General features: G+C 62.8%; 25 protein-coding genes. 16 read left to right on the top strand and 9 right to left on the bottom strand.

Annotation, left to right across the window (positions count from 1 at the left end; genetic code table 11):
• Window positions 1-77 precede the first annotated feature (77 nt).
• Window positions 78-554, top strand: coding sequence for a transcription elongation factor GreB (gene greB, locus LOY45_RS17725; RefSeq protein WP_010222552.1), 477 nt, complete (start codon window positions 78-80; stop codon window positions 552-554).
• Here greB and LOY45_RS17720 read toward each other — a convergent pair whose 3' ends face one another.
• Both LOY45_RS17720 and LOY45_RS17715 read right to left on the bottom strand, forming a co-directional pair.
• Entirely contained in the window at window positions 555-3,053 is a 2,499-nt protein-coding gene (locus tag LOY45_RS17720; RefSeq protein ID WP_115086174.1) for an ABC transporter permease, read from the bottom strand.
• Complete coding sequence (locus tag LOY45_RS17715; protein ID WP_010222550.1) at window positions 3,053-3,736, bottom strand: ABC transporter ATP-binding protein; 684 nt, start codon at window positions 3,734-3,736, stop codon at window positions 3,053-3,055. The genes LOY45_RS17720 and LOY45_RS17715 overlap by 1 nt, the downstream gene beginning before the upstream one ends.
• Window positions 3,737-3,746: 10 nt before the next feature.
• Here LOY45_RS17715 and LOY45_RS17710 point away from each other — a divergent pair, with 10 nt between their 5' ends.
• The 3 genes from LOY45_RS17710 (at window position 3,747) to LOY45_RS17700 (ending at window position 5,789) form a co-directional block, all read left to right on the top strand.
• Complete coding sequence (locus tag LOY45_RS17710) at window positions 3,747-4,352, top strand: arylesterase (RefSeq protein ID WP_258578114.1); 606 nt, start codon at window positions 3,747-3,749, stop codon at window positions 4,350-4,352.
• Between the two features lie 56 nt (window positions 4,353-4,408).
• Entirely contained in the window at window positions 4,409-4,690 is a 282-nt protein-coding gene (locus LOY45_RS17705) for a hypothetical protein (protein ID WP_258578112.1), read from the top strand.
• A 121-nt stretch (window positions 4,691-4,811) separates the two neighbouring features.
• Entirely contained in the window at window positions 4,812-5,789 is a 978-nt protein-coding gene (locus LOY45_RS17700) for a L,D-transpeptidase family protein (RefSeq protein ID WP_115086176.1), read from the top strand.
• A gap of 129 nt (window positions 5,790-5,918) precedes the next feature.
• Here LOY45_RS17700 and oprI read toward each other — a convergent pair whose 3' ends face one another.
• Window positions 5,919-6,170 (bottom strand): outer membrane lipoprotei OprI, encoded by a 252-nt coding sequence (oprI, locus tag LOY45_RS17695; protein WP_003259780.1) that lies wholly within the window; start codon window positions 6,168-6,170, stop codon window positions 5,919-5,921.
• Between the two features lie 508 nt (window positions 6,171-6,678).
• Between oprI and LOY45_RS17690 the strand changes: the two genes are divergently transcribed.
• Complete coding sequence (locus LOY45_RS17690) at window positions 6,679-6,963, top strand: GNAT family N-acetyltransferase (RefSeq protein WP_258578111.1); 285 nt, start codon at window positions 6,679-6,681, stop codon at window positions 6,961-6,963.
• Window positions 6,964-7,049: 86 nt separating this feature from the next.
• On the opposite strand, the gene LOY45_RS17685 is transcribed toward LOY45_RS17690, so the two are convergent.
• Together LOY45_RS17685 and LOY45_RS17680 are read right to left on the bottom strand one after the other, a co-directional pair.
• Window positions 7,050-8,126, bottom strand: coding sequence for a 3-deoxy-7-phosphoheptulonate synthase (locus LOY45_RS17685; protein ID WP_115086177.1), 1,077 nt, complete (start codon window positions 8,124-8,126; stop codon window positions 7,050-7,052).
• 164 nt (window positions 8,127-8,290) lie between these two features.
• Entirely contained in the window at window positions 8,291-8,731 is a 441-nt protein-coding gene (locus LOY45_RS17680) for a PilZ domain-containing protein (protein WP_115086178.1), read from the bottom strand.
• A gap of 116 nt (window positions 8,732-8,847) precedes the next feature.
• Between LOY45_RS17680 and LOY45_RS17675 the strand changes: the two genes are divergently transcribed.
• From LOY45_RS17675 to LOY45_RS17630, 10 genes are all read left to right on the top strand, one after another.
• On the top strand, window positions 8,848-9,822 hold the full coding sequence (locus LOY45_RS17675) for a putative 2-dehydropantoate 2-reductase (protein ID WP_115086179.1): 975 nt from the start codon (window positions 8,848-8,850) through the stop codon (window positions 9,820-9,822).
• A 42-nt stretch (window positions 9,823-9,864) separates the two neighbouring features.
• A complete protein-coding gene (locus tag LOY45_RS17670) occupies window positions 9,865-10,773 on the top strand; it encodes a 5'-nucleotidase (RefSeq protein WP_115086180.1) in 909 nt (302 codons plus the stop codon).
• 92 nt (window positions 10,774-10,865) lie between these two features.
• Complete coding sequence (locus LOY45_RS17665; RefSeq protein ID WP_010222541.1) at window positions 10,866-11,363, top strand: universal stress protein; 498 nt, start codon at window positions 10,866-10,868, stop codon at window positions 11,361-11,363.
• Between the two features lie 124 nt (window positions 11,364-11,487).
• Window positions 11,488-12,462 (top strand): HTH-type transcriptional regulator CysB, encoded by a 975-nt coding sequence (gene cysB / locus LOY45_RS17660; protein WP_115086181.1) that lies wholly within the window; start codon window positions 11,488-11,490, stop codon window positions 12,460-12,462.
• A gap of 247 nt (window positions 12,463-12,709) precedes the next feature.
• The gene (locus LOY45_RS17655) at window positions 12,710-13,189 is read left to right on the top strand and encodes a CS1 type fimbrial major subunit (protein WP_115086182.1); all 480 of its coding nucleotides are present in this window, start codon (window positions 12,710-12,712) and stop codon (window positions 13,187-13,189) included.
• Between the two features lie 96 nt (window positions 13,190-13,285).
• Window positions 13,286-15,817 (top strand): TcfC E-set like domain-containing protein, encoded by a 2,532-nt coding sequence (locus LOY45_RS17650; RefSeq protein WP_233674063.1) that lies wholly within the window; start codon window positions 13,286-13,288, stop codon window positions 15,815-15,817.
• A gap of 410 nt (window positions 15,818-16,227) precedes the next feature.
• A complete protein-coding gene (locus LOY45_RS17645) occupies window positions 16,228-17,028 on the top strand; it encodes a hypothetical protein (RefSeq protein ID WP_258578110.1) in 801 nt (266 codons plus the stop codon).
• A 133-nt stretch (window positions 17,029-17,161) separates the two neighbouring features.
• Complete coding sequence (locus LOY45_RS17640) at window positions 17,162-17,896, top strand: fimbrial biogenesis chaperone (protein WP_134061965.1); 735 nt, start codon at window positions 17,162-17,164, stop codon at window positions 17,894-17,896.
• 36 nt (window positions 17,897-17,932) lie between these two features.
• The gene (locus tag LOY45_RS17635; RefSeq protein ID WP_233674004.1) at window positions 17,933-18,559 is read left to right on the top strand and encodes a response regulator transcription factor; all 627 of its coding nucleotides are present in this window, start codon (window positions 17,933-17,935) and stop codon (window positions 18,557-18,559) included.
• A 13-nt stretch (window positions 18,560-18,572) separates the two neighbouring features.
• Window positions 18,573-20,459 (top strand): ATP-binding protein, encoded by a 1,887-nt coding sequence (locus tag LOY45_RS17630; protein ID WP_233674003.1) that lies wholly within the window; start codon window positions 18,573-18,575, stop codon window positions 20,457-20,459.
• Here the strand turns inward: LOY45_RS17630 and LOY45_RS17625 are convergent.
• Entirely contained in the window at window positions 20,446-21,180 is a 735-nt protein-coding gene (locus LOY45_RS17625) for a phosphoadenylyl-sulfate reductase (protein ID WP_115086352.1), read from the bottom strand. The genes LOY45_RS17630 and LOY45_RS17625 overlap by 14 nt on opposite strands.
• Before the next feature lie 130 nt (window positions 21,181-21,310).
• Between LOY45_RS17625 and thrH the strand changes: the two genes are divergently transcribed.
• Window positions 21,311-21,928: a bifunctional phosphoserine phosphatase/homoserine phosphotransferase ThrH gene (thrH, locus tag LOY45_RS17620; RefSeq protein ID WP_038609216.1), complete on the top strand. Its 618-nt coding sequence runs from the start codon at window positions 21,311-21,313 to the stop codon at window positions 21,926-21,928.
• Between the two features lie 75 nt (window positions 21,929-22,003).
• Here thrH and pabB read toward each other — a convergent pair whose 3' ends face one another.
• The 3 genes from pabB to rloB form a co-directional block, all read right to left on the bottom strand.
• Window positions 22,004-23,347 (bottom strand): aminodeoxychorismate synthase component I, encoded by a 1,344-nt coding sequence (pabB, locus tag LOY45_RS17615; protein ID WP_258578109.1) that lies wholly within the window; start codon window positions 23,345-23,347, stop codon window positions 22,004-22,006.
• A 128-nt stretch (window positions 23,348-23,475) separates the two neighbouring features.
• Complete coding sequence (locus tag LOY45_RS17610; RefSeq protein ID WP_115086188.1) at window positions 23,476-24,453, bottom strand: alpha-L-glutamate ligase-like protein; 978 nt, start codon at window positions 24,451-24,453, stop codon at window positions 23,476-23,478.
• Complete coding sequence (gene rloB, locus LOY45_RS17605; RefSeq protein ID WP_115086189.1) at window positions 24,453-25,985, bottom strand: osmotic stress tolerance membrane protein RloB; 1,533 nt, start codon at window positions 25,983-25,985, stop codon at window positions 24,453-24,455. Before rloB ends, LOY45_RS17610 begins: the two co-directional genes overlap by 1 nt.
• Window position 25,986 lies beyond the last annotated feature (1 nt).

The following is a 25,986-nucleotide window of genomic DNA, read 5'->3' as shown; positions in this document are numbered from 1 at the left end:
CAGTTGCGCCGCGCCTCGACAGGGTTGATGATCAGGCCCTGCAAGCCACTCAGTCAGCCTGGAAGCGAGAATTTTTGTTGAGTACGCAAATCATCACGAAGGAAGGTCACGAAGCGCTCAAGCAGGAGCTGGACCATCTGTGGCGGGTAAAGCGTCCCGATATCACCCAGAAAGTCACCTGGGCAGCGTCCCTGGGCGATCGCAGCGAGAACGCCGATTACCAGTACAACAAGAAGCTTCTGCGTGAGATTGACCGCCGCGTGCGCTACCTGCGCAAGCGCCTGGAAGACATGCGTGTGGTGGAGTACTCGCCGGAGCAGGAGGGCCGGGTGTTTTTCGGCGCCTGGGTCGAGATCGAGAACGAGGAGGGCGAGACCAAGCGCTTTCGCATCGTCGGCTACGACGAGATCTACGGGCGCATGGACTACATCTCGATCGACTCACCCATGGCCCGCGCGTTGCTGAAAAAAGAGGTCGGCGATGAAGTCATCGTCCAGACCCCTTCCGGCGAGATGTGCTGGTGGGTCAACGCCATCGACTACGTCAAACCCTGATCAGCCCTCGCGCAGTACTGCCAACGGGCTGGCATTGAGCGCCCGGCGCGTGCCGTAGACCCCGGCACCGCCGACCAGCAGGGCGCCGATGACCGGCAGCAGCAGTAGCCACGGGTGCGGGCTCCAGTGCAGGTCGAAGGCATAACGGTACAGCACCAGGGTGATCAGCTCGCAACCGATCGCTGCCAGCAGGCCGCTGGCCGCCCCCAGCAGGCCGAACTCGATACGCCGTGCCTTGACCAGCAACCCGCGCCCGGCGCCCAGGGCGCGGAGCAGGGCGCCTTGGCGAATGCGTTCGTCGAGGGTCGCCTGCAAGCCGGCGAACAGCACCGCCAGGCCTGCCGCCAGCACGAACAACAGCACGTACTCCACCGCCAGGGTGACCTGGGCGAGGATGCTGCGCAGCTGCGCCAGCAACGCGTCGACCTGGAGGATGGTCACCGCCGGGAACGCCCGCGACAGCGCGACCACCTGCTGGTCATGCCCGGGTGCCAGATAGAAGCTGGTCAGGTAGGTGGTCGGCAGGTCCTGCAGGGTTTCAGGCTGGAAGATCATGTAGAAGTTGGGCTGGAAGCTGTCCCAGTTGACCGTGCGCAGGCTGGTGACTTGCACCTGGCGTTGCAGGCCACCAATGGTGAAGGTCAACTGGTCGCCGAGTTTGAGCTTGAGGCTCAGGGCCAGCTCGGCTTCCACTGAAACACCGGGCAAGGCATCGGCTGCAGGTTTGACCTGCCACCACTGGCCTTCGCTCAGGGTGTTGCCCTGCGGCAGGTCGGCGGCCCAGGTCAGGCTCAGGTCGCGCTGCACGGCGCGGTCGCCGGTGGATTCCTTGCTGACAATCTGTTGCACCGGCTCGCCGTTGATGGCGGTCAGGCGCCCGGGGATTACCGGGTACAGCGGTGCGGCCTCGGCGGAGAACTCGGTCAGGCGTTGGGCGAAGTTGTTCTTGTCGTCGGGCAGGATGTTCAGGGCGAAGTAGTTGGGCGCGTCCTTGGGCAACTGGTTCTGCCAGGTGTCGAGCAGCTCGGCACGCAGCAGGGCGATCAGGGCCATGGCCAGCAGGATCAGGCCGAAGGCCAGGGACTGCCCGGCAGCCGCCAGTGGGTGGCGCAGCAATTGGCCAAGGCCCAGGCGCCAAGCCAGCGGGCTGTCGGCAAGCAAGCGCCGCAGGCTGCGCAGGCCGAGCAACAGTAGCCCGCCCAGCAGCAAGGCGGCGACCAGGCCGCCGCCGAGCAGGGCGAAGGTCAGCAGCAGGTCGAGGCTCAGGCGCCACATGATCAGGCCCAGGGCGAACAGCGCAGCGCCGTACACCAGCCAGCTGCTGGCCGGTACTGGTAGCAGGTCGCGACGCAGCACCCGCAGGGGTGGCACCCGGCCAAGGGCGGCCAGCGGCGGCAGGGCGAACCCGGCCAGGGCCACCAGGCCGGTGGCGATACCGGCCAGGGCCGGACCGACACCGCCAGGAGGAATCTGCGCCGGCATCAGACCTTGCAGCAATTCGAACAAGCCCAGTTGGGCCAGCCAGCCAAGCGCTGCGCCGCACACGGCGGCGATGCTGCCGAGAATCGCCAGTTGCAGGCAGAACAGGCTCAATGCCTGGCGGCGCGACAAGCCCAGGCAGCGCAGCAGGGCGCTGGCATCGAAACGCCGGGTAGCGAAGCGGCTGGCCGACAGCGCCACGGCAACACCTGCGAGCAGCACCGCCACCAGGCTGGCCATGTTCAGGTAACGCTCGGCCTTGCCCAGGGCGCCGCCGATCTGCTGGTTGCCATCCCGTGAATCCTGCAGGCGCTGGTTGGCGGCGAGGTTGTTGCTGAGCGCATCGCGGTAGCTGGCCAGGGCGTCGGGCTCGCCACGCCAGAGTTCGCGGTAGCTGACCCGGCTGCCCGGTTGCACTACCCCGGTGGCCTCAAGGTCGGCGAGGTTGATCAGTACTCGCGGGGTCAGGCTATAGAAGTTGCCGGCACGGTCGGGTTCGTAGGTCAGCACCCGGCTCATGCGCAGGGTTTTCATGCCTACATCGATGCTGTCGCCTATTTTCAGGTCCAGCGCTGCCAGCAGCCGCGGTTCGACCCAGGCCTCGCCCGGCGCCGGGCCGCCGCCAGCGGTTTCGACGCCATAGGGTTCGGCGGCGCTGCGCAGCTCGCCGCGCAGCGGATAGGCATCGTTGGCCGCCTTGATGCTCGACAGCTGAATGCCGTTGTCGGTGGCGATCACGCTGGAAAACTCGACCACCCGGGCGTGTTGCAAGCCCAGCGCGGTGCCGCGGTTGACCTGCCCGGGCTCTGCGGGCGAGCTGCCCTGCAGCACCAGGTCGGCGCCGAGGAACTCGGTCGCCCGCAACAGCATGGCGCCGTTGAGGCGGGCGCCGAAATAGCCGATGGCGGTACTGGCCGCCACCGCTACCAGCAGGGCGAAGAACAGCACGCGCAACTCGCCGGCGCGGGCGTCGCGAAGCAACTGGCGCAGGGCCAGGGGGAACAACGGCAAGCGCTTCATCAAGGCTCCAGCGGCGCGACCAGGTGGCCGGCGTCCAGGCGGATCAGGCGACGGCAGCGCTGGGCCAGGCGTTCGTCATGGGTGACCAGTACCAGGGTGGTGCCGCGTTCCTTGTTCAGGTCGAACAGCAGGTCGCTGATGCGCTCGCCGGTATGGCTGTCGAGGTTGCCGGTGGGCTCGTCGGCAAACAGCACCGCAGGCTCGGCGGCAAAGGCGCGGGCGATCGCCACCCGTTGTTGCTCGCCACCGGACAGCTGGCGTGGCGAGTGGCTCAGGCGCTGGCCCAGGCCGACCCGCTCAAGCAGGCTGCGGGCGTGCTCGCGGGCATCGCGGCGACCGTCCAGCTCCAGTGGCAGCATGACGTTTTCCAGCGCGTTGAGGCTGTCGAGCAACTGGAACGACTGGAACACGAAGCCGACATGCTCGGCCCGCACCCGCGCGCGCTGGTCTTCATCCAGCGGGCCGAGGTCGTGGCCGGCCAGGGTCACGGAGCCGGCGCTGGGCAGGTCGAGCCCGGCCAGCAGGCCGAGCAGGGTCGATTTGCCCGAGCCCGAGGCGCCGACGATCGCCAGGCTGTCGCCCTGTTTCAATTCCAGCGAGAGTTCGTGCAGGATGGTCAGGTCGCCTTCCGCGCTGGGGACCACTTTGCTAAGGTTGCGCGCACTGAGAATGCTGGGGCCCATGGAGAATCCGATGCGAGTGTGGTTATTGAGTGCTGGCCTGGCCTTGATGTGCATGGCCCAGGGCGCAGCAGCGGGGACCGTGCTGATTGTCGGCGATAGTATCAGTGCCGCTTTCGGCCTGGATACCCGCGAGGGTTGGGTTGCCTTGCTGGAAAAACGCCTGAAGAACGAGGGTTTCGACGCCAAGGTGGTCAATGCCTCGATCAGCGGCGACACCAGTGCCGGAGGCCAGGCGCGGCTGCCGGCGCTGCTTGCAGAGCTCAAGCCTGAGCTGGTGGTGCTTGAATTGGGCGGCAACGATGGCCTGCGCGGGCATCTGCCAACGCAATTGCAACAAAATCTTGCCTCGATGATCGACAAGTCGCGAGCTGCCGGCGCCAAGGTGCTGTTGCTGGGCATGCGCCTGCCGCCCAACTACGGCAAGCGTTACAACGAGGCCTTCGCCAAGGTGTATGAAAACCTGGCGACGGAAAAACAGGTGCCGCTGGTGCCGTTCTTTCTCGAAGGGGTGGGCGGTGTGCCCGAGCTGATGCAGGCCGATGGCATTCATCCGGGGCAGGGCGCCCAGGCCAGGTTGCTGGAAAATGCCTGGCCGCAACTAAAACCGCTGCTTTGACGCTTTTATAGTGACCGGCTTTCGGCTAATGTTGCGCCCCCGATTTGGAGCCCCCGATGCCGCGTCCCGCCTGGTCCCTGTATGCCTATCAATTGATCGAGCCTGACGAACAGCTTGACCTGTTCGCCTGCCAGGAGATCCGCGTCCACCTGGTAGCCCGCCAGCTCGAGCTCGGTGGCTCGGCCGACCGTACCCTGTGCGGCACCCTGTTGCCGGCGCAACCGCGCTGGTCGCAGGCCGAGCGCAGCATTTACCGTGACCGCCGCCTGTGTTCGCTGTGCCGGGCGATTCTCGAGGCCCAGCGCCGTGGCACACGGCCGGTATGGCCCGAGCTGTAACCTGCCGATATAACCTTTCATCCCCTGTACGGCCAACTGCGCCCGGGACATCTCCCGATTACGCGGGTGCCGGTGTACAATCGATTGCTTGACTCAATTGAATTAGCGAAGGATTTCCCGGATGTTGCCGCGCTTTCCCGCCGTCACCCGTTGCCTGTCCCTGGCCGCCCTGTTGGCGGCAGGTCCCGCCGCTGCGCTGGAGTTCCCCCTGCCGCCTCCCGGTGAAGACGTCATCGGCCAGGTCCAGGTGATCAAGGCCAAGTACGAAGACACCTTTGCCGACATCGGCACCGCCAACGACCTGGGCTACCTGGAAATGATCGCCGCCAACCCCGGCGTCGACCCGTGGCTGCCGGGCGCCGGCACCGAAATCATCCTGCCGACCCGCTTTATCCTGCCGCCGGGGCCGCGCGAAGGCATCGTCATCAACCTGGCCGAGTACCGCATGTACTACTACCCGAAAGGGCAGAACGTGGTGCACACCTACCCGCTGGGTATCGGTCGTGAAGGCTGGGGCTCGCCGATCGCCAATACCAAGGTTACCGCCAAGACCCCGAACCCCACCTGGACGCCACCGGCCTCGATCCGCAAGGAACACGCCGAAGACGGCGATATCCTCCCGACCGTGGTACCGGCTGGCCCGGACAACCCGCTGGGGCCGTTCAAGTTCACCCTTGGCGTGCCGGGTTACCTGATCCACGGTTCGAACAAGAAGTTCGGCATCGGCATGCGCACCAGCCACGGCTGCTTCCGCATGTTCAACAACAACGTGCTGGAGCTGGCCAAGATGGCCCCGGTCGGCGTGCCGGTACGCATCATCAACGAGCCGTACAAGTTCGGCCTCAGTGCCGGCAAGGTCTACCTCGAGGCGCACACGCCGCTTGACGACAAGGGCGACCCGTCGGTGGTCGACAAGCACACCGCGGTCATCAACGCGCTGCTCAAGCGTGAAGACCTGGCCAACAACCTGCGCATGAACTGGGACATGGTCCGTGACGTGGTCGCCGCCGAAGACGGCATGCCGGTGGAGATCGCCGTGCCCAATGGCGCTGGCGGCCCGGCACCGATGGTTTCCAGCGTGCCTTACGACATGCAGTAAGCCATTCCTGCTATACCCGAGGCCTGCCATCGTGCAGGCCTCGTCGTTTCTGGCGTTGCACTTTGCTGGCGGCAATAAAAAAGCCGACCCACAAGTGGGTCGGCTTCCAATAACAATCCCGAAGGACTATTACTTGCGGCTGGCTTTGTCCAGCATACGCAGAGCGCGCTCGTTAGCTTCGTCAGCGGTCTGTTGTGCTTTTTGAGCAGCAGCCAGAGCGTCGTCAGCTTTGCGATAGGCTTCATCGGCACGAGCTTGTGCACGAGCAGCTGCGTCTTCGGTAGCGGTCAGACGAGCTTCGGTTTCTTTGGATACGCTGCTGCAACCGGTTGCCAGAACTGCGGCCAGAGCCAGAGCAGAAAATTTCAGAACGTTGTTCATCGTGTTCCCCTTCAAGGACTTTCTATTAAATAGCCATCTCTCAAGAAAGAGAAACTGGCCGGCGTACATAGTACCCATTACTTGTAGTAAGTAAACTGACAGAGCGCAAGAACTGCAAAAAAATGCGCCTGTCCCGGGTCCGCCACAGCCTTATGTAGAAAAACTGTGAAGGCGCCGCATGCGCGGGTGCTAACAAGTGTAGCAAGTGTGTATTTTGTTGAACTAAAAGTGACTTAAAGTGTCATCCTTCGTCATAGCACTACAACATCCGGCAACTGTTCAGGCCGATGCTCGTCGCCCTGTCCGCGTGCCCCAAGTGGATGAAATTTGCGACCAGCCACCTTGAGCATCTGGGCATGGGGCGCCTACTATTTGTACGTGCTCACTTGCCAGAGAACAGCCATGCTCTTCTCGCTGTCCAAAGGGGCACGGGGTGGCGTAGAGGTTCCTTCGCCGGACAAACATCGGTAAGGTAGGGGTCATAGCACAAGACCCGCGAGGAGTAGTGATGAGCGAGGCGTTGTCCATCCACCATGACCAGGCTGGTCATCAGTTCGAGACCAATGTGGACGGTCATCGTGCTTACCTGACCTACATGGACCTGGGTAAGCAGACCCTGGATATCTACCGCACGTTCGTACCGAACGCATTGCGTGGCCGGGGTATCGCTGCGGCACTCACCAAACAGGCGCTCAAGTACGCCGAAGACATGGGCTATACCGTGATCCCGTCGTGCTCCTACGTCGAACGTTACATGGAACGTCAGCAAAAGCACGCCACCAACAAGGCCTGAGGATCGCGAAGGGCAGCCATTAGTGCTGCTCTTCAACGCACCAACAAAAACGCCGGGCAATTGCCCGGCGTTGTTGTATCTGCCTGTCAGTCGCGCTGGCGTTTGGGCAACACGTCCTTGAGCTTGGCGTGCATGCTGCGCAGGGTCTTCTCGGTGGACTCCCAGTCGATGCAGGCGTCGGTGATGGACACACCGTACTGCAGGTCGTTGAGGTCTTTCGGGATCGCCTGGCAGCCCCAATTCAGGTGGCTTTCGACCATCAGGCCGATGATCGACTGGTTGCCTTCGAGGATCTGGTTGGCGACGTTCTCCATCACCAGCGGCTGCAGGGCCGGGTCTTTGTTGGAGTTGGCGTGGCTGCAGTCGACCATGATGTTCGGCTTGATCCTGGCCTTGGCCAGGGCCTGTTCGCACAGGGCGACGCTGACCGAGTCATAGTTGGGCTTGCCGTTGCCGCCGCGCAGCACCACGTGGCCGTAGGCGTTGCCCTTGGTGGTGACGATGGACACGCCGCCTTCCTGGTTGATGCCGAGGAAACGGTGCGGGCTGGAAACCGACTGCAGGGCGTTGATGGCAACGGTCAGGCCGCCGTCGGTGCCATTCTTGAAGCCGACCGCCGAGGACAGGCCCGAGGCCATTTCGCGGTGGGTCTGGGATTCGGTGGTACGGGCGCCGATGGCCGACCAGCTGATCAGGTCCTGCAGGTACTGCGGAGAGATCGGGTCGAGTGCTTCGGTGGCGGTAGGCAGGCCCATTTCCGCCAGGTCCAGCAGCAGCTGGCGACCGATGTGCAGGCCGTCCTGGATCTTGAACGAGTCGTCCAGGTACGGGTCGTTGATAAGGCCTTTCCAGCCGACCGTGGTCCGCGGCTTTTCGAAATACACGCGCATGACCAGGTACAGGGTGTCGGACACCTCTGCCGCCAGCACCTTGAGGCGCTCGGCGTACTCGTGGGCAGCCTTGATGTCGTGGATCGAGCAGGGGCCGATCACCACGAACAGGCGGTGGTCCTTGCCGTCGAGGATATTGCGCACCACTTCGCGACCGGCAGTCACGGTCTGCAGGGCGGTAGCGCTGAGGGGGATTTCCTTCTTGAGCTGATCGGGGGTGATCAAGGTCTCGTTGGAGGCAACGTTTAGGTCATCGATCGGTAAATCAGCCATCGTGTTACTCGTCAGGTCACGGGTGCCGGCCGCCAGCGATCCCCGTGCGGCGGAGCAGCGAAAATTGTACGCAGCGGGGAGCCGAACCTTAGCGCGTTACACTGTGGCTCGACAATGGGCACGGGCCGCTTTCCTGCAAGGAAAGGCCCATAGGCACGGGGTTTTTACCCAGGAACGAGGATTTCCCGGGTATGACTTGCCTCAAGGCTGGCATCGGAGAACTCGCCGGCGTGCAGGCTGACCCACTGCTGGGCGAGGGCTTCGACGTCCGCATCGGGGCTTTCGGCCTGGCAGAAGTGCTGGATCTGACACACCTGTTCGCCCATGCGTGCGCCAAACAGCGCTTGCTCGTCGATGAAGGCAATGCCCACCCGATAGCCGTCCTGTTGCTTCTGGCACCAGGCCACATAACCGGGATAGCGTGCCTCGGCGCCGAGGGAGGGGATGAGCATTTCCACCGCCATGCCCCGTCGGTAGGCCCGTGGGTGGTTGCAGGCGATTCCGCCCAGGCTGATAGTGTGCAGCCGTTGGCGGAACAGTTTGGGCGACTGACGCAGGGTCAGCTCCACCGGAACATCGTCCGGGTGCAGCAGGAAGCCACGCATGCTCGACTCCGTGTCGATTTTTTGACCTTGTTCGCCTGAGTATAGTTAAGGATCGTAAAGCGGTTGATTTACGTGTAAAAAAATTGAACAAAAAATGAACGGTTGAGGAGAGCAGGATGAACACGAGCAGCCCGCGTATCGGCGTGATCGGAACCGGCGCCATTGGTGGCTTCTATGGCCTGATGCTGGCGCGTGCCGGGTTCGAGGTGCATTTCCTCTTGCGCAGTGAATTCGACGCCGTTCAGCTCAACGGATTGCGGGTCGACAGCGCCGTGCATGGCACCGTGCAGATGCAGGTCCGGGCCTATGCCGATGCCACCGACATGCCGCCCTGCGACTGGCTGTTGGTCGGCGCCAAGACCACCAGCAACGCCGAGCTTGCACCCTTGATCGCCAAGGTAGCGGCGCCTGATGCCAAGGTGCTGCTGCTGCAGAACGGCCTGGGCGTCGAGGACCAACTGCGGCCGCTGTTACCCGCCAATCTGCACCTGCTCGGCGGCTTGTGCTTTATCTGCGTCAACCGCGAAGCGCCGGGGGTGATCCGCCATCAGTCGCTGGGGGCGGTGAACCTGGGGTATCACAGTGGTCCGGCGGCGGATGAAGACAGCCGTCAGCAAATTGTCGAGGCCGGGGCTGCGTTGTTCCATGCCGCTGGCATCGACTCCCAGGCCATGACCAACCTGGCCCAGGCGCGTTGGCAAAAGCTGGTGTGGAATGTGCCCTACAATGGTTTGTCAGTGCTGCTCAAGGCCAGCACCACACCGCTGATGACCGATGCCGACAGCCGCGCCTTGATCCAGGCGCTGATGGCCGAGGTGGTGCAGGGCGCGCGCGCCTGCGGTTACGCGTTGCCGCCAGGCTATGCCGAACACCTGTTTGCGGTGACCGAGAAGATGCCCGACTACTGGCCGAGCATGTACCACGATTTTATCCAGCAGCGGCCATTGGAGCTGGCGGCGATTTATGCCGAGCCGTTGGCCCAGGCCAGGGCGGCGGGCTGTGAATTGCCGAAGATGCAGGCGCTGTATCAGGCTTTGGCCTTTATTGATCGGCAAACAGCATCGCGGGGCAAGCCCGCTCCCACAATGTAGGAGCGGGCTTGCCCCGCGATAAGGCCCCAAGGGGAACAGTACATGAGCAAGAATCTAGGCGACAAACTGGTCGTCGCCATCTCCTCCCGAGCGCTGTTCGACCTCAGCGAGAGTCACCGCCTGTACCTGGCCGAGGGCGTTGAAGCCTATCGCCAGTACCAGATCGAACACGAAGACGAAGTGCTCGAACCCGGTGACGCCTTCCCCCTGGTGCAAAAGCTCCTGGGCCTGAACGCCAGTCTTGGCCAGCCCCGGGTCGAGGTGGTGCTGGTGTCGCGCAACAGCGCCGACACCGGTCTGCGGGTATTCAACTCGATCGAGCATCATGGCCTGGGTATCTACCGCGCTGCCTTCGTTGGCGGCCGTAGTCCTTATCCTTATCTGGCGGCGTTTGGCTGTCACCTGTTCCTGTCCACCGATGCCGATGATGTGCGCAGTGCCCTGGAGGCCGGTTTTGCCGCTGCCACCATTCTCTCCGGTGGTGCCCGGCGCGCTGCCAGTGACGAACTGCGCATCGCTTTCGACGGTGACGCGGTGCTGTTTTCCGATGAGTCCGAACGGGTCTACCAGCTTGGCGGTCTCGAAGCCTTCCAGGCCAGCGAGCGCCAGTCAGCCCGCGAGCCGTTGCGCGGCGGGCCGTTCAAACCATTTTTGGCGGCACTGAACCTGTTGCAGAAGGAGTTCCCCGAAGGCGCCTGTCCGATCCGCACGGCACTGGTAACAGCCCGCTCGGCACCGGCCCACGAGCGAGTGATCCGTACCTTGCGCGAGTGGGATATCCGCCTGGACGAGTCGCTGTTCCTCGGCGGTCTGGACAAATCGGCGTTCCTCGAAGCCTTCGCCGCCGATGTGTTTTTCGACGACCAGGCCGGCCACTGCGAACGGGCCCGCAGCGTCGTCGCCACTGGCCATGTGCCCCATGGCATCAGCAACGAACCGACCCTGGGCTAACGGGTAAACCTCGGCGCCGGACGGCCCTGCGACGGTTCTTGGCGCTGCTAAGCTGAAGCTTGCTCTGCCGTCATGGCAGTCGAGGAGGTCGAATGATCCATTCCATGCTGTATGCCACTGACCTCGGTGTGTACGCGCCTTTTGTCATGCAACACGCGCTGGCACTGGCGCGGACCTTCAACGCAGAGCTCTACGTCATCCATGCGGTCGAGCCCATGGGCCAGTTCGCCGAATCGCTGCTGCAGAGCTATCTGGACGAACAGACCCTCGATGAACTGCACAGCGAAGGCGTCACCACGGTGATGGCCAACATCGAACAAAGGGTTCTGGAAAACTTTCGTGACGAATTGGGCGAGGAGGCTGACCTGGCCCTGATCAAGGCCGTACGCGTGCGTCAGGGCGATCCGGCGCAGGTGATTCTCGAGCAGGCCCAGCGCCTGAGTGTCGACCTGCTGATCTTCGGCAGCCATAGCCAGGGCGCTGGCGTCGATATCCCGATCGGACGCACCGCGGTGCGCTTGCTGCAACTGTCGCCGGTGCCGGTGTATATGGTGCCGCTCGCGCAACACTTGGGGCGTAGGAAGTCTTAACTGCGTGGGGTAGGTGGGTTCCTGGAAGACTGCTAAAATAGTTCTAGATTTATTCTTCAAACCACTAATATAGTTATAAATCGTCGCTGCTGCCGGTGACGCCCAGCTGATTTGAGGGATACCTATGAAGCTTCAACAATTGCGCTACATCTGGGAAGTGGCGCACCACGACCTCAACGTCTCCGCGACAGCGCAGAGCCTGTATACGTCCCAGCCGGGCATCAGTAAGCAGATCCGCCTGCTCGAAGACGAGCTGGGCGTCGAAGTGTTCGCCCGCAGCGGCAAGCACCTGACCCGCGTGACTCCGGCCGGTGAGCGCATCATCACCACCGCCGGTGAGATCCTGCGCAAGGTCGAAAGCATCAAGCAGATCGCCCAGGAATTCTCCAACGAGAAAAAGGGCACCCTGTCGATCGCCACGACCCATACCCAGGCGCGTTATGCCCTGCCGCCGGTGATCAGCAGCTTCATCAAGCAGTACCCGGAAGTGGCCCTGCACATGCATCAGGGTTCGCCCATGCAGATTGCCGAGATGGCCGCTGACGGCACCGTCGATTTCGCCATCGCCACCGAAGCCCTGGAGCTGTTCGGCGACCTGGTGATGATGCCGTGCTACCGCTGGAACCGCTGCGTGGTGGTGCCGCAAGGCCACCCGCTGACCAAGCTGCCGAAGCTCACCCTTGAAGCCCTGGCCGAATACCCGATCGTCACCTACGTGTTCGGTTTCACCGGCCGTTCCAAGCTCGACGAAGCCTTCAGTCACCGCGGCCTGACCCCGAAAGTGGTATTCACCGCCGCCGACGCCGACGTGATCAAGACTTACGTGCGCCTGGGCCTGGGTGTCGGCATCGTCGCCAAGATGGCCGTCGACACCAAGCTCGACAATGACCTGGTAGTGCTCGATGCCAGCGAACTGTTCGAGTCCAGCGTGACCAAGATCGGTTTCCGCCGTGGCACTTTCCTGCGCGGCTTCATGTGCGACTTCATCGAGAAGTTCGCCCCGCACCTGACCCGTGAAGTGATGGCCAAGGCTATCGCATGTCACAACAAGCAAGAGCTTGAAGAGCTGTTCGACGGTGTCGAGTTGCCGGTGCACTGATCTGCGCGTGGTTGTCCGATGTTCAGAAAACGCCCCTTTTGGGGCGTTTTTTTGTGCGATTGAACCCTGTTTTTCTTTGGGAAATTTCCCAATCTTGCTGGGAGTGGTCCGACTTTTTGCGTCGGACATCTGCCGAATAATCCTCCTCGTCAACCGCCCTGCGCGGTGCGGCACAAGCCGGCGGACACACTCGCCGTCGGCACGTCGTCTGTGACGTTTTCACAGGTCTATTCGAGGAGAATTATTCATGAAGCGCACTTTTCTGGCCCTACCTCTCGCCCTGCTGGCCGTTGGTAATGTATTCGCCGCCGACCCGCTGGAGAAACAAGTTACCGTAACGGCCACCATCCCGACCGAGAACTTCTATGTCGAGCCGGTGGGCGGCAACTGGATGAACGAACCGCAAAACATGGCCTGGAATGCCCTGCGCGAATCGCTTGAGCCGATCCGCAAGCAGCTGCAGGTCAAGAGCACCACCGGGGCGATTTCTGCGCGCCTGCTCAGCCCGGCGGTGATTAACAGCGGCGCCAACAGCATCGGCCTGGACGTTGCGGTCAACGGCACCGGTTTGACCACCACTTCGGTTCCGGTGGTGCCGGCAGCCGCGGCAGCGGCAGGCACCCTGGTCGCCTTTGACGTAGCCGCCCAGTCGGCCGGCCCGAGTGGCTACGTGCCGGGCAACTACCAGGGCATCGTCAACATGTTGTTCGAGACCGTCTCGCCGTAAGTCGCCAGCCAAGCGCTGTTCCATCCCCTTCTATTCACCCCGCTGCTCATTCGTTCGAACGAGTGCGGGGTGAGTATTGCCTGTGAAAAAATGGACATGGCTAATTACTTGTCTCTCGCTGCATCCATTCGACTGGCCCTGGGGTGCCTTGTGCTCTCAGGTACAGCCTGTGCCTGGGCCGAAGCCCGAGGGCAGGCCGGGCCCTTGGGGGTGCTGAGCCAGGCGCAAGGCTTGCCGCAGGAATTTGGCGAGCACTTTTTCGATGTGCCCCTGGCCGTTCGCGTCGACCTCGATGGGCGCTACCTGGGCGATGCCCTGGTGGTGCTGTCGCGCGATGAACAGGTGCAACTGCTCGACTTCACCGACACCTTCGAGAGCCACGCCTCCGACACCGAGCGTTCGCGCTGGCGCGAACAGCTCCAGGAGCCAAGGGCGCTGGGCAACTGCCTGTCCAGTTGCCCGCGAGGGCTGGTGGCGTTGCACTACAGCCTGGTGAATTCGCAGCTGTCGATTCTTACCACGGCGGCGGAACGCAGCGATCAGCCGGCGCTTTATCATCAGTTGCCCGAACGTGGCAGCCACGGCTTGCTGCTGCGCAACCAGTTGAACCTGGTCGGTGGCGACCTGGAAACCACCGGTCGTTATGCTGTGCAAGGGCAGGGCAGTTTCGGCAACTGGACCACCGTGGGCGAGGCGCGGTTCGACCGCAACAGCGATTACGTCGAGCAAACCCGGCACCGCGTGGACCAGCTCTATGCCGAGCGTTTGCACGACAAGCACTTCTTTCGCCTGGGTTACTTCACCCCGGGCGCCCAGGGCCTGACCCGCCAGCCGCGCTTGCTCGGCAACCTGCCCGACACCACCCGTGGCCTGATGCTCGGCAGCAGCGACAGCCTGGCGGTCAACAACGGCCAGGCCAGCGCCACTCCGGTCTATGTCACGCCGAACCGCGCCGGGATCGTCGAAATCTACCGTGATGGTGTGCTGATCAACAGCCAGGCGGTGCAGGCCGGCTTGCAGGCGCTGGATACCCGGGTGCTGCCCGGGGGGATCTATGAGGTGGAGATCCGCCTGATTGAAGACAACCAGGAAACCTCACGCAGCGAAGCCTTCATCTACAAGCCCTCCAACTGGAGCAACGCCGAGTCGCCGTGGCGCTACAACGTTTACATGGGGCAGCAAAGCAGCCTGTGGAGCAATTGGGACAAGGACTATGACAACAGCCTGACGGCCGGCGTCTTCACTAACTACCTGTTGCATCCGCGGGCGGTGCTCGGGCTCTCTGCCCAGCGAATCGACGAGCTTCTGCAGTATGGCGGTTCGCTGGACTGGGATGTGCTCGATCCGCTCAAGCTCTATGGCAGTGTTTTTCACACCGAAGACCACGGCAACGGCTATGACCTGCAAGGCATCTACAACTACGCCTCGGGTTCGCTGGTGTTCAGCCAGAGCCGTTCCTGGCTGGACAGCCGCCGCTTCGAGGAGGAACAGCCCGTCTCCTACCGTGACTACAGCGTTCGCGAAGTCCGCCAGAGTGCGCTGTCGCTCAACCACCGGGTCGATCGGCAAAGTACCGCGACCTTGCGGGTGTCGCACAGCAGCGGCACAGGGGCCGATGGCATGGGCTTCGATGTCGGCTGGGGCTACTTCGGCAAGTTGCTGAACTCCGACACCAACTGGCGCCTGTCGCTGTTCGATCGCCCGGGCACCAGCAGCTCCGGCGACGCGCGCAACCGTGGCGTCACCTTGAGCATGAGCATGAGCCTTGGCGGGCCGGGACGAAGGATTTCGGCAACCCTGGGCAGTCGCACGTCCCGCGACGGTGCGCGCGACCAGAACGCCTCGCTGACCTATCAGCAGGACGTTGACTACGGCGCCCTGCAGAGCCTGGCCGGCACGGTTGCGCTGGACCGCTACGGTACCGGGTTTGGCGGCAGCGCCTTGTTCGAGAGCCCGCTGCTGCATGGCGATGCCTATGCCCAGCGCTCCTCCTACAACGGCGAGCTGACCGCGGGTTTGAACCTCGACAGTGTGCTGGCGGTCGGCGCCGGCAAAGTGGCGATGTCCGGGCAGTACCTGCCCCACGAGGCAGGCCTGATCGTCGATGTCGATTCGGACCTGCAAGGTGTGCGCATGCGTGCCGATGACCACCACGGCCACAGCGCCGTGCTGCGCCCGGGGCGCAACGTCATTCCGGTCAGCGCCTACAAGGCCGGCCAGGTGCACTTCGACTTCGACGGTAACGACGCCCATACGGCGGTCATCCAGCCTTCGACGGTCGAGTATCACCTCAACCGTGGCGGGGTCGACTATCACCGCATCCGCGTGATGCAGACCCTCACCGTGATCGGTCGCCTGGTCGACGCCAAGGGGCAGCCGCTCAGGGGCGCGCTGGTAATCAATCACGCCAGCCGCAGTGTCAGCGAAGCGGATGGCTTTTTCGCCATCGAGATGAGCGAGTCGACACCGACCCTGGAAATTCGCCGGGGCGCCGATGCCTTGTGCCTGGTCAGTTTCGATCAGGGCAAGTACACCCGGGAGAACGACGTTCTGCTGGTCGGTGACCTGACCTGCGCCGGGGCCAATGTGGCCCAGGCCGAGCTGAAACAAACAAAGGAGGATGCTTGATGCGATGGCTGGAAAAACCTCGGTGCGCAGCCTTTGCCGCACTTCTCGCGACGCTGGCAGCGTTGTGCCTGGGGCCGCTCGCAGGCGTTGCCCAGGCCAGCGTGGTGGACATTACTGGCGAGTACGCGCCAGGCTATAGCGGCAGGCCGCCCAGTGGTTTCGTCAACACCACGCCGCGGGCGGAATTCTGCTCGGGGTTTGTGCCTTGCGCCGGCAGCGAGTATCGATACACGGTCAGTTTGCCGCTGAGATTCTCTACGGCGTTCATCCACCGTGCACTGCAAGCTCGTGACAAGTACTACTTCCGGCTGCCAGCTACCAGAACCCTGAATCTGGTCAATGAGCAAGGAGAGTCTTTTTCTGTCCGGTTCAGGCCTACGCATTTCGGTTTGAGGATTCAGCCGGGCCTCATGGTCCTGGTCGGGCCAAGTCAGGGTGTTTGCGTACCTGCGGCGTTTACTGAACATCAAGCCGTTACCCAGTACCTGGGCCGGGTCGATATGCTGGTGCCCGGCGGTTGCTACATGGACGCACGAAGCGGCAGTGCCGGGTCTGTTGTGAACGTCGACAGCACCGTCACGGGCCTGGGCTTTGAGCTGGTGTTGCCGTCGCCTCTTTCGTTGAAAAGTGGCATCTACCGGGCTCAGTTGCAGTTGAGCGTCGGGGGTAGCGGGGCGGACTTCGACCTGGGCAACCGAGTCACCAGCGTCAGCACCGACCTGCTAACGCTGAATTTCGAGTTCACTGTCAAACACCCCTTGAAGGTCGAGTTTCCGGCCGGTTCCGAGCGGGCGGTGCTTGAACCACCAGGCGGCTGGATGGGCTGGATCAATCGCGGCGCGCCGCCCCAGCGCCTGTACCGGATCCTGCCGTTCCGGATCTGGACCACCGGTGCAATCAGCGTGCATACCCGCTGCGAATACGACCTGGGTGGGCGTTGTGGCATTCGCGGTCGTGGCGGCCATCAGGTTCCGCTGAAGGTTGCCCTGACGCTGCCGGCAAGCATGAGGCACCTCGGTGCGCCGGTGGACAACCTGGTGTTGCCGGTTGGCGCTCCGTCCTCGCTGACCATCGAAACCGTCGAGGCCACGCTCGACCGCCAGGCGCGCCTGCTATTCGAAGTGTCACAGGCCGACACCGCCTCGATGCTCTTGTACCCGGGTGAAACCTATCAGGGCGACGTGACGCTGGTGCTGGATGCTGCGCTGTAGACGACCGCTAACCGTCGGCAATGGAAATTTCTCTGTTAGATCAGGACGTTTCCTACGGGCCCTGCCGGTTGCTCGGTCTCGTCTAGTGCAAGAGAATGATATTAATTAGCCAGTTATGCTGGGAGCTAAATAGATGAAAGGAACGCTGGCAGTACCGCTGCTGTTGATGTCGATGGTCACCACCGCGCTTGCCGGTCCCGAGCTCAATATCGGTACGTTCTACGACTATCTGGACGGCGGCAAGAGCACGCTGCTCAAACGCGTGCGCAATGGCGGCGACACCACTGCGTTCGTCAAGGTCAGCGTCGTCGAGATGGTCTACGACAACCAGGGTCAGGCGCGCGAGGTCGAGATGGATGGCCGCGAGGCGTTGCAGCGTGGCCTGGTGGTCAGTCCCGCGCGGCTGATCATCCCCGCCAATGGCATGCAGGCGGTGCGCTTGCTCTATCGCGGGGAGCGTGACCATGAGCGCTACTTCAGGTTGCGTTTCATCCCGGTGCTGCCGGAGGTCAACGACGGCTTCGCGATTACCGAGGACGAGGCCGAGCGTTATGAGGACGCGCTGAAGGTCGGCGTCAACATTCTTGCCGGTTACGGCTCGATACTCTTTATACGGCCACAGGCAAGTCGCTACCAGACTGCCATTGAGCATGAGGCAGGGCGCTTCTTGGTCCCCAACAGGGGCAACACCACGATTGTCCTTGATCATTTCAATGACTGCGCTGCGGGCAACAAGGACTGTGCCCCGGCGACCAAGCACCATGTGTTACCGGGCAATACCCGCGCATTCGAGAAAAAGGCCGGACGCCACTACCGCTTCGAGCTGGTCGAGGGCGAGCAGAGCCGCGAAATTGCCTTCAAGGGGTGAATCGGACCCAGTCACCATCGTGGTATGAGGGAAAGCATGAGTAGTGTCCTGATCGTGGATGATCACCCGTTTATTCGCTCCAGCGTCAACCTGCTGCTGATCAGCGAACGCTTCAAGGTGGTCGGCCAGACCGATAACGGCATTGATGCCGTACGCCTGGCGCGTGAGCTGACCCCTGACCTGATGATCCTGGATATCAGCATCCCGGGGCTCGACGGCCTGGAGGTCATTGCCCGGGTCAAGGCGATGAAGCTGGCGCTGAAAGTTCTGATCTTGACCTCACAACAGGCCGATTATTTTTCCCTGCGCTGCATGAAGGCGGGCGCGGTCGGCTATGTGTCGAAAACCGATGACCTGTGCGAACTGAGCAAGGCCGTGCATGCGGTCATGTCTGGCTACACCTACTTCCCTGAAGTTGCCCTCAGCTCTGTGAGAAGAGTCGATGTCCGGGCCTCGGAGGCCGAGTGCATCGCCAGCCTGACCAATCGTGAACTGCTGGTGCTGCAACAGCTGGCCCGCGGCTTGAGCAACAAGGCCATCGGCGATGCGATGCTGTTGAGCAACAAGACCATCAGTACCTATAAAACCCGTCTGATCGAAAAGTTGAGGGTCAAGTCGTTGGTGGACCTGGCGGATGTCGCCAAGCGCAACCTGCTCGTTTAGGTTGCCGAATTTTGTGCATGCTCGCTTGCTGCAAGCGCTGGTGTTGCTGGCACTGCTGTGCCTGGCCGGGGTGGCAGGCGCCCAGGAAGTACCGCAGAGCATATGGCCGGATGCAATCCGCGGCTTGCACGCCTTAGAGGCTCACGCACACGCGGCGGTGGTGCAAAACCCCACGCTGGCGAGAGTCGACAGCTTTTGGCACGAGAACGGGCGCTTGATCGCCCAGGCCTGTGCGGTGGTCGGCAGCTTGCTGGCATTGGCGCTGATCTGGATTCACTACCTGCGCCAGTCGATCCGCAAGTGTGAACGGGCCGAACGGGCGCTGACCGCGATGTACGCCGAACTGCAAGCGGCCAAGGAACAGGCAGAGGCGGCCAATCAGGCCAAGACGACGTTTCTGGCGACCATGAGCCACGAGATCCGCACGCCGATGAATGCCCTGCTGGGCATGCTGGAGCTCGCCCAGGAAAAGGCCGATCAGGGCGTGCTCGATCGGCTGGCCATCGAGGTGGCCTCAAGCTCGGCGCGCGGTCTGCTTGAGTTGTTGGGCGATGTGCTGGATGTCACCCGCATCGAGTCCGGCCATCTGCTGCTCGAGCCGCGCCGCACCCCACTGCGTCAGCAGGTCGAAGGGGTGGTGCGCATGTTTGAACAGCAGGCCTTGAGCAAGGGCCTGCGCCTACATCTGGAGGTTGTCGGTGCGCTGGAAAGCGATGTGTTGCTCGACGCCCTGCGTTTCAAGCAGATTCTGTCCAACCTGATCAGCAATGCCATCAAGTTCACCCGTGAAGGCTCAGTGCGGGTTCGCCTGGAAACTCAACGGCAGCGCCACCGGGTCGCGGTCACCCTGGTGGTGGAAGATACCGGCGTCGGCATTCCCATGGCCGACCTGGCACGCCTGGGCACACCCTATTGCCAGGCCAGCAACAACCGGCAGGCGGGGCGCAATGGTGCGGGGCTGGGGCTGAGCATCTGCCGGATGCTGTGCGAGCTGATGGGCGGGCGCATGCAGCTGGACAGCAGTATCGGTGTTGGTACGCGCGTCGAGCTGCAGTTGAGCCTGACCTGCCTGCCACCTTCGGCTTCCAGCGACGTGCCAGGTGGGCGCCGGGAAAACGCTGGCGGGGTGAAGCCGCTCAAGGTGCTGGTGGTGGATGACTATCCGGCCAACCGCATTCTGCTCATGCATCAGCTGGGCTATCTGGGCCATCGTGTGCGGGTTTGCGAGCACGGCGGCGAGGGGTTGCGTTGCTGGCTGCGAGAGTCGTTCGATGTGGTCCTCGCCGACTGCAACATGCCGATCTTCGATGGCTATCGGCTGGCCAGGGCGATCCGCGAGCATGAACGACGGACAGGCAGGCGGGCCTGCCAGGTGCTGGCGGTGACCGCCAACGCGCAGGCGTCGGAGCGCGCCCGTTGCCTGGCGGCGGGGATGAATGCCTGCCTGTTCAAGCCCTTGAGCATCGATGACCTGGCGCAGGCGTTGGGGGGTGTGGCGGGCCGCACCGTGGTGCCGGTGGCGGCTGAGGCATTACCGGTGCTGCCAGGCATGGATATTTCCAGCCTGCTGGTGCTGGCCGCAGGTGATCAGGGCAAGGTGCAGGCCCTGCTCGGCGATCTGGTCAGCAGCAATCGCCAGGATCTGCGGCAGTTGGACCGGCTGCATGACGGCAAGGACCTGGTGGCGCTGGCCGACCTTGTGCACCGTCTCAAGGGCGGCGCCCGGATGATCCGGGCGCATGAGGTGCTGGCAATCTGTGTCCAGCTGGAACAGGCCTGCACCTCGCGGGCTCCAGCCCACCGTATCAGTCAGCTGGTGCAGATGTTGCGACAGGCGATTGTCGATCTCGAGCAGCACCTGGAACGCTATTGTCAGGGCGAGGCGGTCAGCCCTTGGTGATCAGGTTGCCGGCGTGCAGCCCGCACTCCTTCTGGGTTGACTCTTCCCACCACCAGCGGCCTTCGCGCTCGTGCTGGTTCGGCAGCACCGGGCGCGTGCAGGGTTCGCAGCCGATGCTGATGAAGCCGCGCTCGTGCAGGCTGTTGTACGGCAGCTCGAGCATGCGGATGTAGCCCCAGACTTCTTCGCTGCTCATCTGCGCCAGCGGGTTGAACTTGTACAGGGTGTGCTCGGGGGTGGAGAACGCGCTGTCGATTTCCAGCGCGGCGACCTGGCTGCGGGTGCCCGGGCTCTGGTCACGGCGCTGGCCGGTGGCCCAGGCGCTGACGGTGCTCAGCTTACGCCGCAGTGGTTCGATCTTGCGGATGCCGCAGCACTCGCCATGGCCGTCCTTGTAGAAGCTGAACAGGCCTTTCTCTTTGACCAAGGGCTCGAGCTTGCTGTGGTCGGGGGAGAGGATTTCGATCGGCAGCTTGTACTGTTCGCGCACCTGGTCAATGAAGCGGTAGGTTTCCGGGTGCAGGCGGCCGGTGTCGAGGCTGAAGACCTTGACGTTCTTGTTGAGCTTCCAGGCCATGTCCACCAGCACCACGTCCTCGGCACCGCTGAAGGAAATCCACAGGTCATCGCCGAAGTGCTCGAAGGCCAGCTTGAGGATGTCTTGTGGCGACTTGTTGGCGTAGGTCGCGGCCAGGGCGGCGACGTCGAAGGGTTGGCTCATCAGGCGGCTTCCGGTCATTGAATGGCGCTTGGCGCTCGTAATACCTGCGATCTTAACAAAAATTGCCGGTGTCGACGCCGCGCATGTAGAGTGCGGCTTCCCATTTTTGGCGTTGTTCGAGGAGTGTGCTGTGGAAATTGCCTGTCTCGACCTGGAAGGTGTGCTGGTCCCGGAAATCTGGATCGCCTTCGCGGAAAAAACCGGAATCGAATCGCTGCGGGCCACCACCCGCGACATTCCCGATTACGACGTGCTGATGAAGCAACGCCTGCGCATTCTCGATGAGCATGGCCTGAAGCTTTCCGATATCCAGGCGGTGATCGCCACGCTCAAGCCGCTGGACGGCGCCATCGAGTTCGTCGACTGGCTGCGTGAGCGCTTCCAGGTGGTGATCCTTTCCGACACCTTCTACGAATTCTCCCAGCCGCTGATGCGCCAGCTGGGCTTCCCGACGCTGCTTTGCCATCGCTTGATCACAGACGAAACCGATCGGGTTACCGGTTACCAGTTGCGCCAGAAAGATCCCAAGCGCCAGTCGGTGCTGGCCTTCAAGAGCCTGTATTACCGGGTAATTGCCGCGGGGGATTCGTACAATGACACCACCATGCTCGGCGAGGCGGATGCAGGGATTCTGTTCCATGCGCCGGAGAACGTGATCCGCGAGTTTCCGCAGTTCCCGGCGGTGCATGATTTCGAGGCGCTGAAGAAAGAGTTCATCAAGGCTTCGAACCGGTCGTTGAGCCTGTAGGGGCCTCATCGCTGGCAAGCCAGCTCCCACAGGTTCACCACCCAACCTGTGGGAGCTGGCTTGCCAGCGATGCTTTTAGAGACTTTGCAAGGTCTCGAGCAACACCTTGACCTTGGTGATCGACTCTTCGTACTCCGCCTGCCAGTCCGAATCCGCCACCACTGCGCCACCCCCCCAGCAGCACACCTGACCGTCCTTGACCAGCAGGCTGCGGATGGCAATCGAGCTGTCCATCTCACCACGCACGTCCACATACAGCAGGGATCCGCAGTACAGCGCCCGGCGGCTGGGCTCCAGCTCGTCGATGATCTGCATGGCGCGGATTTTCGGGGCACCGGTGATCGAGCCACCGGGGAAGCTGTCGGCGATCAGGTCCAGGGCATCCTTGCCGGCGGCCAGGCGCCCGGTGACGCTGCTGACCAGGTGATGCACGTTGGGGTAGCTTTCCAGGCTGAACAGTTCCGGCACCTTCACCGAGCCGATCTCGCAGGTGCGCCCCAGGTCGTTGCGCAACAGGTCGACGATCATCAGGTTCTCTGCACGATCCTTGCGACTGCCCAGCAGTTCGGCGGCGTTGCGCGCATCTTCAGCGGCATCGCTGCTGCGTGGGCGGGTACCCTTGATCGGCCGGGTTTCTACCTGGCCATTGCTGACCTGGATGAAACGCTCCGGCGAGAAGCTCAGCAGCGCGCTGCCATCGGCCAGTAGCTGGAAACCCGAATAGGGTGTCGGGCACGCCTGGCGCAGGGCCTGGTAGGCGTGCCAGGGGTCGCCTTGGCACGGCGCGCGAAAGCGTTGGGTGAGGTTGATCTGGTAGCAGTCGCCAGCATGGATGTACTGCTGCACGCGGTCGAAGGCCTGGCGGTAGGTTTGCGCGCTGATATCGCCGCGCATCGGTGCTTGCAGCGAGAAACCGGTGGCGTCGGCGGGGGCGGGAGCCTCGAACAGTTCGATCAGGCGCTGGCGCTCGGCCTCGGCCAGGCTTGGGTGAAACAGCAGCTGGCTGCGCTTGAGCTGGTGGTCGCTGATCAGCGCCCAGGCATACAGGCCAAGACTGGCATCGGCCAGGCCCAGGTCGTCGACGGCAATGCTGGGCAAATGCTCCAGGCGCCGGCCGAAGTCGTAGCTCAAGTAGCCGATCAGGCCACCGGCAAACGGTAGTTCGATGCCATCGGGTACATCCGCCCGGCCCAGTTGCGCCAGGCTTTCACGCAGGCGCTGCAGGTAGGCGCTGCCGCTTTCATCCACAGTGGGCGCCAGGGTCTGCAGTGGCCAGGCACTGAGCAGGTCAAAGCGGCCACGCTCGGCGGTCGGCCGGGCGCTGTCGAGCAGCACGGCGCCGGGAGCCTTGCGGACGCGCGCGAAGTAGGCCGCAGGGTTGGCCTGGTAGGGCAGGGGATGGAGCGTACAGGTCGGCATGCAAGTAACAGCTATGAATGCGGGGGAGGCGATTGTAGTCCTCTGTAGGAAATGCTCCTAGCGCTGACTACGACATTGAGTCTCCAGCCCGCGCCAGCCGGGCAGGCTGACGCAGGCGGAGTGTTGAGTCAGCTCGGCACGTGGCCGAACAGCTCCTGGGCGAAGCGCACGCGCTCTTCGACGCTTTCCTGACGGCCGTCTTTGGCCAGCTGCTCCAGGTGCGCCTCGACTGCGTGGGTACGCAGGGTCAGGCCGCAGTCGTTGGCGATCTGGATGTTCAGGCCGGGGCGGGCGTTGAGCTCGAGGATCAATGGGCCCTTGTCCTGGTCCAGGACCATGTCGACGCCGATGTAGCCCAGGCCGCACAGCTCGTAGCAGCCGGCGGCAAGCTTCATGAAGCCGTCCCAGTTCGGCAGTTGCACGCCGTCCACCGCGTTGGTGGTGTCCGGATGCTTGCTGATGATGTTGTTCAGCCAGGTGCCGCGCAGGGTCACGCCGGTAGCCAGGTCCACGCCGACGCCAATGGCGCCCTGGTGCAGGTTGGCCTTGCCGCCGGACTGGCGGGTCGGCAAACGCAGCATGGCCATCACCGGGTAGCCCATCAGCACGATGATGCGGATGTCCGGCACGCCTTCGTAGCTGATGCTCTTGAAGATCTGGTCCGGGGTGACCCGGTACTCGATCAGAGCGCGGTCGCGGTGACCGCCCAGGGAGTAGAGGCCGGTGAGAATGCTGGAGATCTGGTGCTCGATTTCCTCGTGGCTGATGATCTTGCCCGAGACCGTGCGATAACGGTCTTCGAAGCGATCGGCAACCACCAGGATGCCGTCACCGCCGGCACCCTGGGCAGGCTTGACGACAAAGTCGCTGCGCCCGCCGATGATTTCCCCGAGCTTGTCGATCTCTTTCTCGGTGGAGATGATCCCGTACATTTCCGGCACATGGATGCCGGCCTGGATCGCACGCTCCTTGGTGATGATCTTGTCGTCGACGATCGGGTACAAGTGGCGCTTGTTGTACTTGAGGACGTAGTCCGCATTGCGCCGGTTGATACCCATGATGCCCCGGGCCTCCAGGGCTTTCCAGGTTTTCCAGAGACCGAACATCAGGCGTCAGCCTTCACGAAAGCCTTGAAACGCACCAGCTCCGTCAGGCGGTAGCCGCGGTAGCGACCCATCGCCAGCATGAAGCCGACCAGTACCAGCAGCACCGCCGGGAAGGTGAAGACGAAGTACACCAGCTCCGGCACGCTCATCAGCAGGTGCGCCAGGGAGGCGGCGAACAGGGTGCCGATCGCCACTTTCATGGCATGGCCGCCACCGCGCTCTTCCCAGGTGATCGACAGTCGCTCGATGGTCATGGTCAGGATCACCATCGGGAACAGCGCCACCGACAGGCCGCGTTCCAGGCCCAGCTTGTGGCTGAACAGGCTGATCGCGGCGATCAGCACCACGACGAAGGTCAGCACCACCGACAGGCGCGGCAGCATCTGCAATTTAAGGTGTTCGAGGTAGGAGCGTAGCGACAGCCCGAGCGCGGTAATCACCGTGAACAGGATGATGCCGAAGCCCAGCTGGGTTTCGCGGAAGGCCAGGGCGATCAGCACCGGGGTGAAGGTACCCAGGGTCTGGATGCCGATCAGGTTGCGCAGCACCAGGATCACCAGTACGCCGATCGGGATCATCACCATGATCATGAAGGTCTGCTGGGTCTGCAGCGGCAGGCCGTACAGCGAGTATTCGAGGAAGTCGGCGTCGGTGTTCTCGTCGGTCAGCTTGGCCAGGCGAATGGCGTTCATTTCGCTGTTGTTGAGGCTGAAGCTGACGTTGGCTTTCTTGCCGCCATCGACGGTGATCAGGTTGTCATCGCCGGTCCACCACAGCAGGCGGTCGGCAGGCAGGCCTTGCTCGCCGGTGTCCGGGTTGAAATACAGCCAGTCGGTGCCGTTGAAACTGCGCAGCCACAGTTCCGGGGTTTGCGGCTGGTCGGCGACCAGGCGGATGGTGTGGACCTTCTCGACCGGTACGTGGGCGATGGACAGCAGCAGGTCGATGACCTTGGCCTTGTTCAGCGACGAGGTGTCGCCGGCCAGCAGCAGCTTGACGTTGTCGTCGTTGAGGTTGTTGACCCGCTTGATGGTTTCGCCGACGAAGGTTTCGACGTCGGCCGAATGCTGGCGAATAGGCGCCATCAGGGCTTCGGCGGCGATCTTCTCGGGGCCTTCGACGGCCAGGCTGTCACGGAAGGTCGGGCCCTTGATCTTGGCCTTTTCGGTGCTGTAGCGCTTGGTCAGCACCAGGCGGTAGTAGAGGGTCTGGTTGCCGTTGGCGCGGCGTGCCGACCAGGTCACCTTGCGGTTGCCGTCGACGCGGTTGACGCTGACGCCATAGTTATTGGAGATGAAGCTCTCGTTGAGGCTCACGTAGTCGCGGCTCAGCGGTGGTACGAACATCTGGACCTTGACCGGGTCCTTGGGGCTGGCGACGAACTCGACCTTGGCGTCGATGTTCCACAGGTCATCGGTTTCATCCTCGGTCACCGGAATGCCGAGAAAGAAGATCTGATAGGCCGTGACCAGGATGCCCAGTAGCACCAGGACGGTAATCAGGACTTTCAGATGGAGGGTAAGAGAGCGCATC

It is taken from the genome of Pseudomonas wadenswilerensis (assembly GCF_024749185.1).
GTDB classification, from domain to species: domain Bacteria; phylum Pseudomonadota; class Gammaproteobacteria; order Pseudomonadales; family Pseudomonadaceae; genus Aquipseudomonas; species Aquipseudomonas wadenswilerensis.
The sequence above is the reverse complement of the archived record's forward strand: the minus strand, read 5'-3'. Positions and strand labels throughout refer to the sequence as shown.

Coding starts and splice junctions, on each gene's coding strand:
- LOY45_RS17720 (WP_115086174.1), bottom strand. CDS start 3,053: ATGAAGCGCTTGCCGTTGTTCCCCCTGGCCCTGCGCCAGTTGCTTCGC.
- LOY45_RS17715 (WP_010222550.1), bottom strand. CDS start 3,736: ATGGGCCCCAGCATTCTCAGTGCGCGCAACCTTAGCAAAGTGGTCCCC.
- LOY45_RS17710 (WP_258578114.1), top strand. CDS start 3,747: ATGCGAGTGTGGTTATTGAGTGCTGGCCTGGCCTTGATGTGCATGGCC.
- LOY45_RS17705 (WP_258578112.1), top strand. CDS start 4,409: ATGCCGCGTCCCGCCTGGTCCCTGTATGCCTATCAATTGATCGAGCCT.
- LOY45_RS17700 (WP_115086176.1), top strand. CDS start 4,812: ATGTTGCCGCGCTTTCCCGCCGTCACCCGTTGCCTGTCCCTGGCCGCC.
- oprI (WP_003259780.1), bottom strand. CDS start 6,170: ATGAACAACGTTCTGAAATTTTCTGCTCTGGCTCTGGCCGCAGTTCTG.
- LOY45_RS17690 (WP_258578111.1), top strand. CDS start 6,679: ATGAGCGAGGCGTTGTCCATCCACCATGACCAGGCTGGTCATCAGTTC.
- LOY45_RS17685 (WP_115086177.1), bottom strand. CDS start 8,126: ATGGCTGATTTACCGATCGATGACCTAAACGTTGCCTCCAACGAGACC.
- LOY45_RS17680 (WP_115086178.1), bottom strand. CDS start 8,731: ATGCGTGGCTTCCTGCTGCACCCGGACGATGTTCCGGTGGAGCTGACC.
- LOY45_RS17675 (WP_115086179.1), top strand. CDS start 8,848: ATGAACACGAGCAGCCCGCGTATCGGCGTGATCGGAACCGGCGCCATT.
- LOY45_RS17670 (WP_115086180.1), top strand. CDS start 9,865: ATGAGCAAGAATCTAGGCGACAAACTGGTCGTCGCCATCTCCTCCCGA.
- LOY45_RS17665 (WP_010222541.1), top strand. CDS start 10,866: ATGATCCATTCCATGCTGTATGCCACTGACCTCGGTGTGTACGCGCCT.
- cysB (WP_115086181.1), top strand. CDS start 11,488: ATGAAGCTTCAACAATTGCGCTACATCTGGGAAGTGGCGCACCACGAC.
- LOY45_RS17655 (WP_115086182.1), top strand. CDS start 12,710: ATGAAGCGCACTTTTCTGGCCCTACCTCTCGCCCTGCTGGCCGTTGGT.
- LOY45_RS17650 (WP_233674063.1), top strand. CDS start 13,286: ATGGCTAATTACTTGTCTCTCGCTGCATCCATTCGACTGGCCCTGGGG.
- LOY45_RS17645 (WP_258578110.1), top strand. CDS start 16,228: ATGGTCCTGGTCGGGCCAAGTCAGGGTGTTTGCGTACCTGCGGCGTTT.
- LOY45_RS17640 (WP_134061965.1), top strand. CDS start 17,162: ATGAAAGGAACGCTGGCAGTACCGCTGCTGTTGATGTCGATGGTCACC.
- LOY45_RS17635 (WP_233674004.1), top strand. CDS start 17,933: ATGAGTAGTGTCCTGATCGTGGATGATCACCCGTTTATTCGCTCCAGC.
- LOY45_RS17625 (WP_115086352.1), bottom strand. CDS start 21,180: ATGAGCCAACCCTTCGACGTCGCCGCCCTGGCCGCGACCTACGCCAAC.
- pabB (WP_258578109.1), bottom strand. CDS start 23,347: ATGCCGACCTGTACGCTCCATCCCCTGCCCTACCAGGCCAACCCTGCG.
- LOY45_RS17610 (WP_115086188.1), bottom strand. CDS start 24,453: ATGTTCGGTCTCTGGAAAACCTGGAAAGCCCTGGAGGCCCGGGGCATC.
- rloB (WP_115086189.1), bottom strand. CDS start 25,985: ATGCGCTCTCTTACCCTCCATCTGAAAGTCCTGATTACCGTCCTGGTG.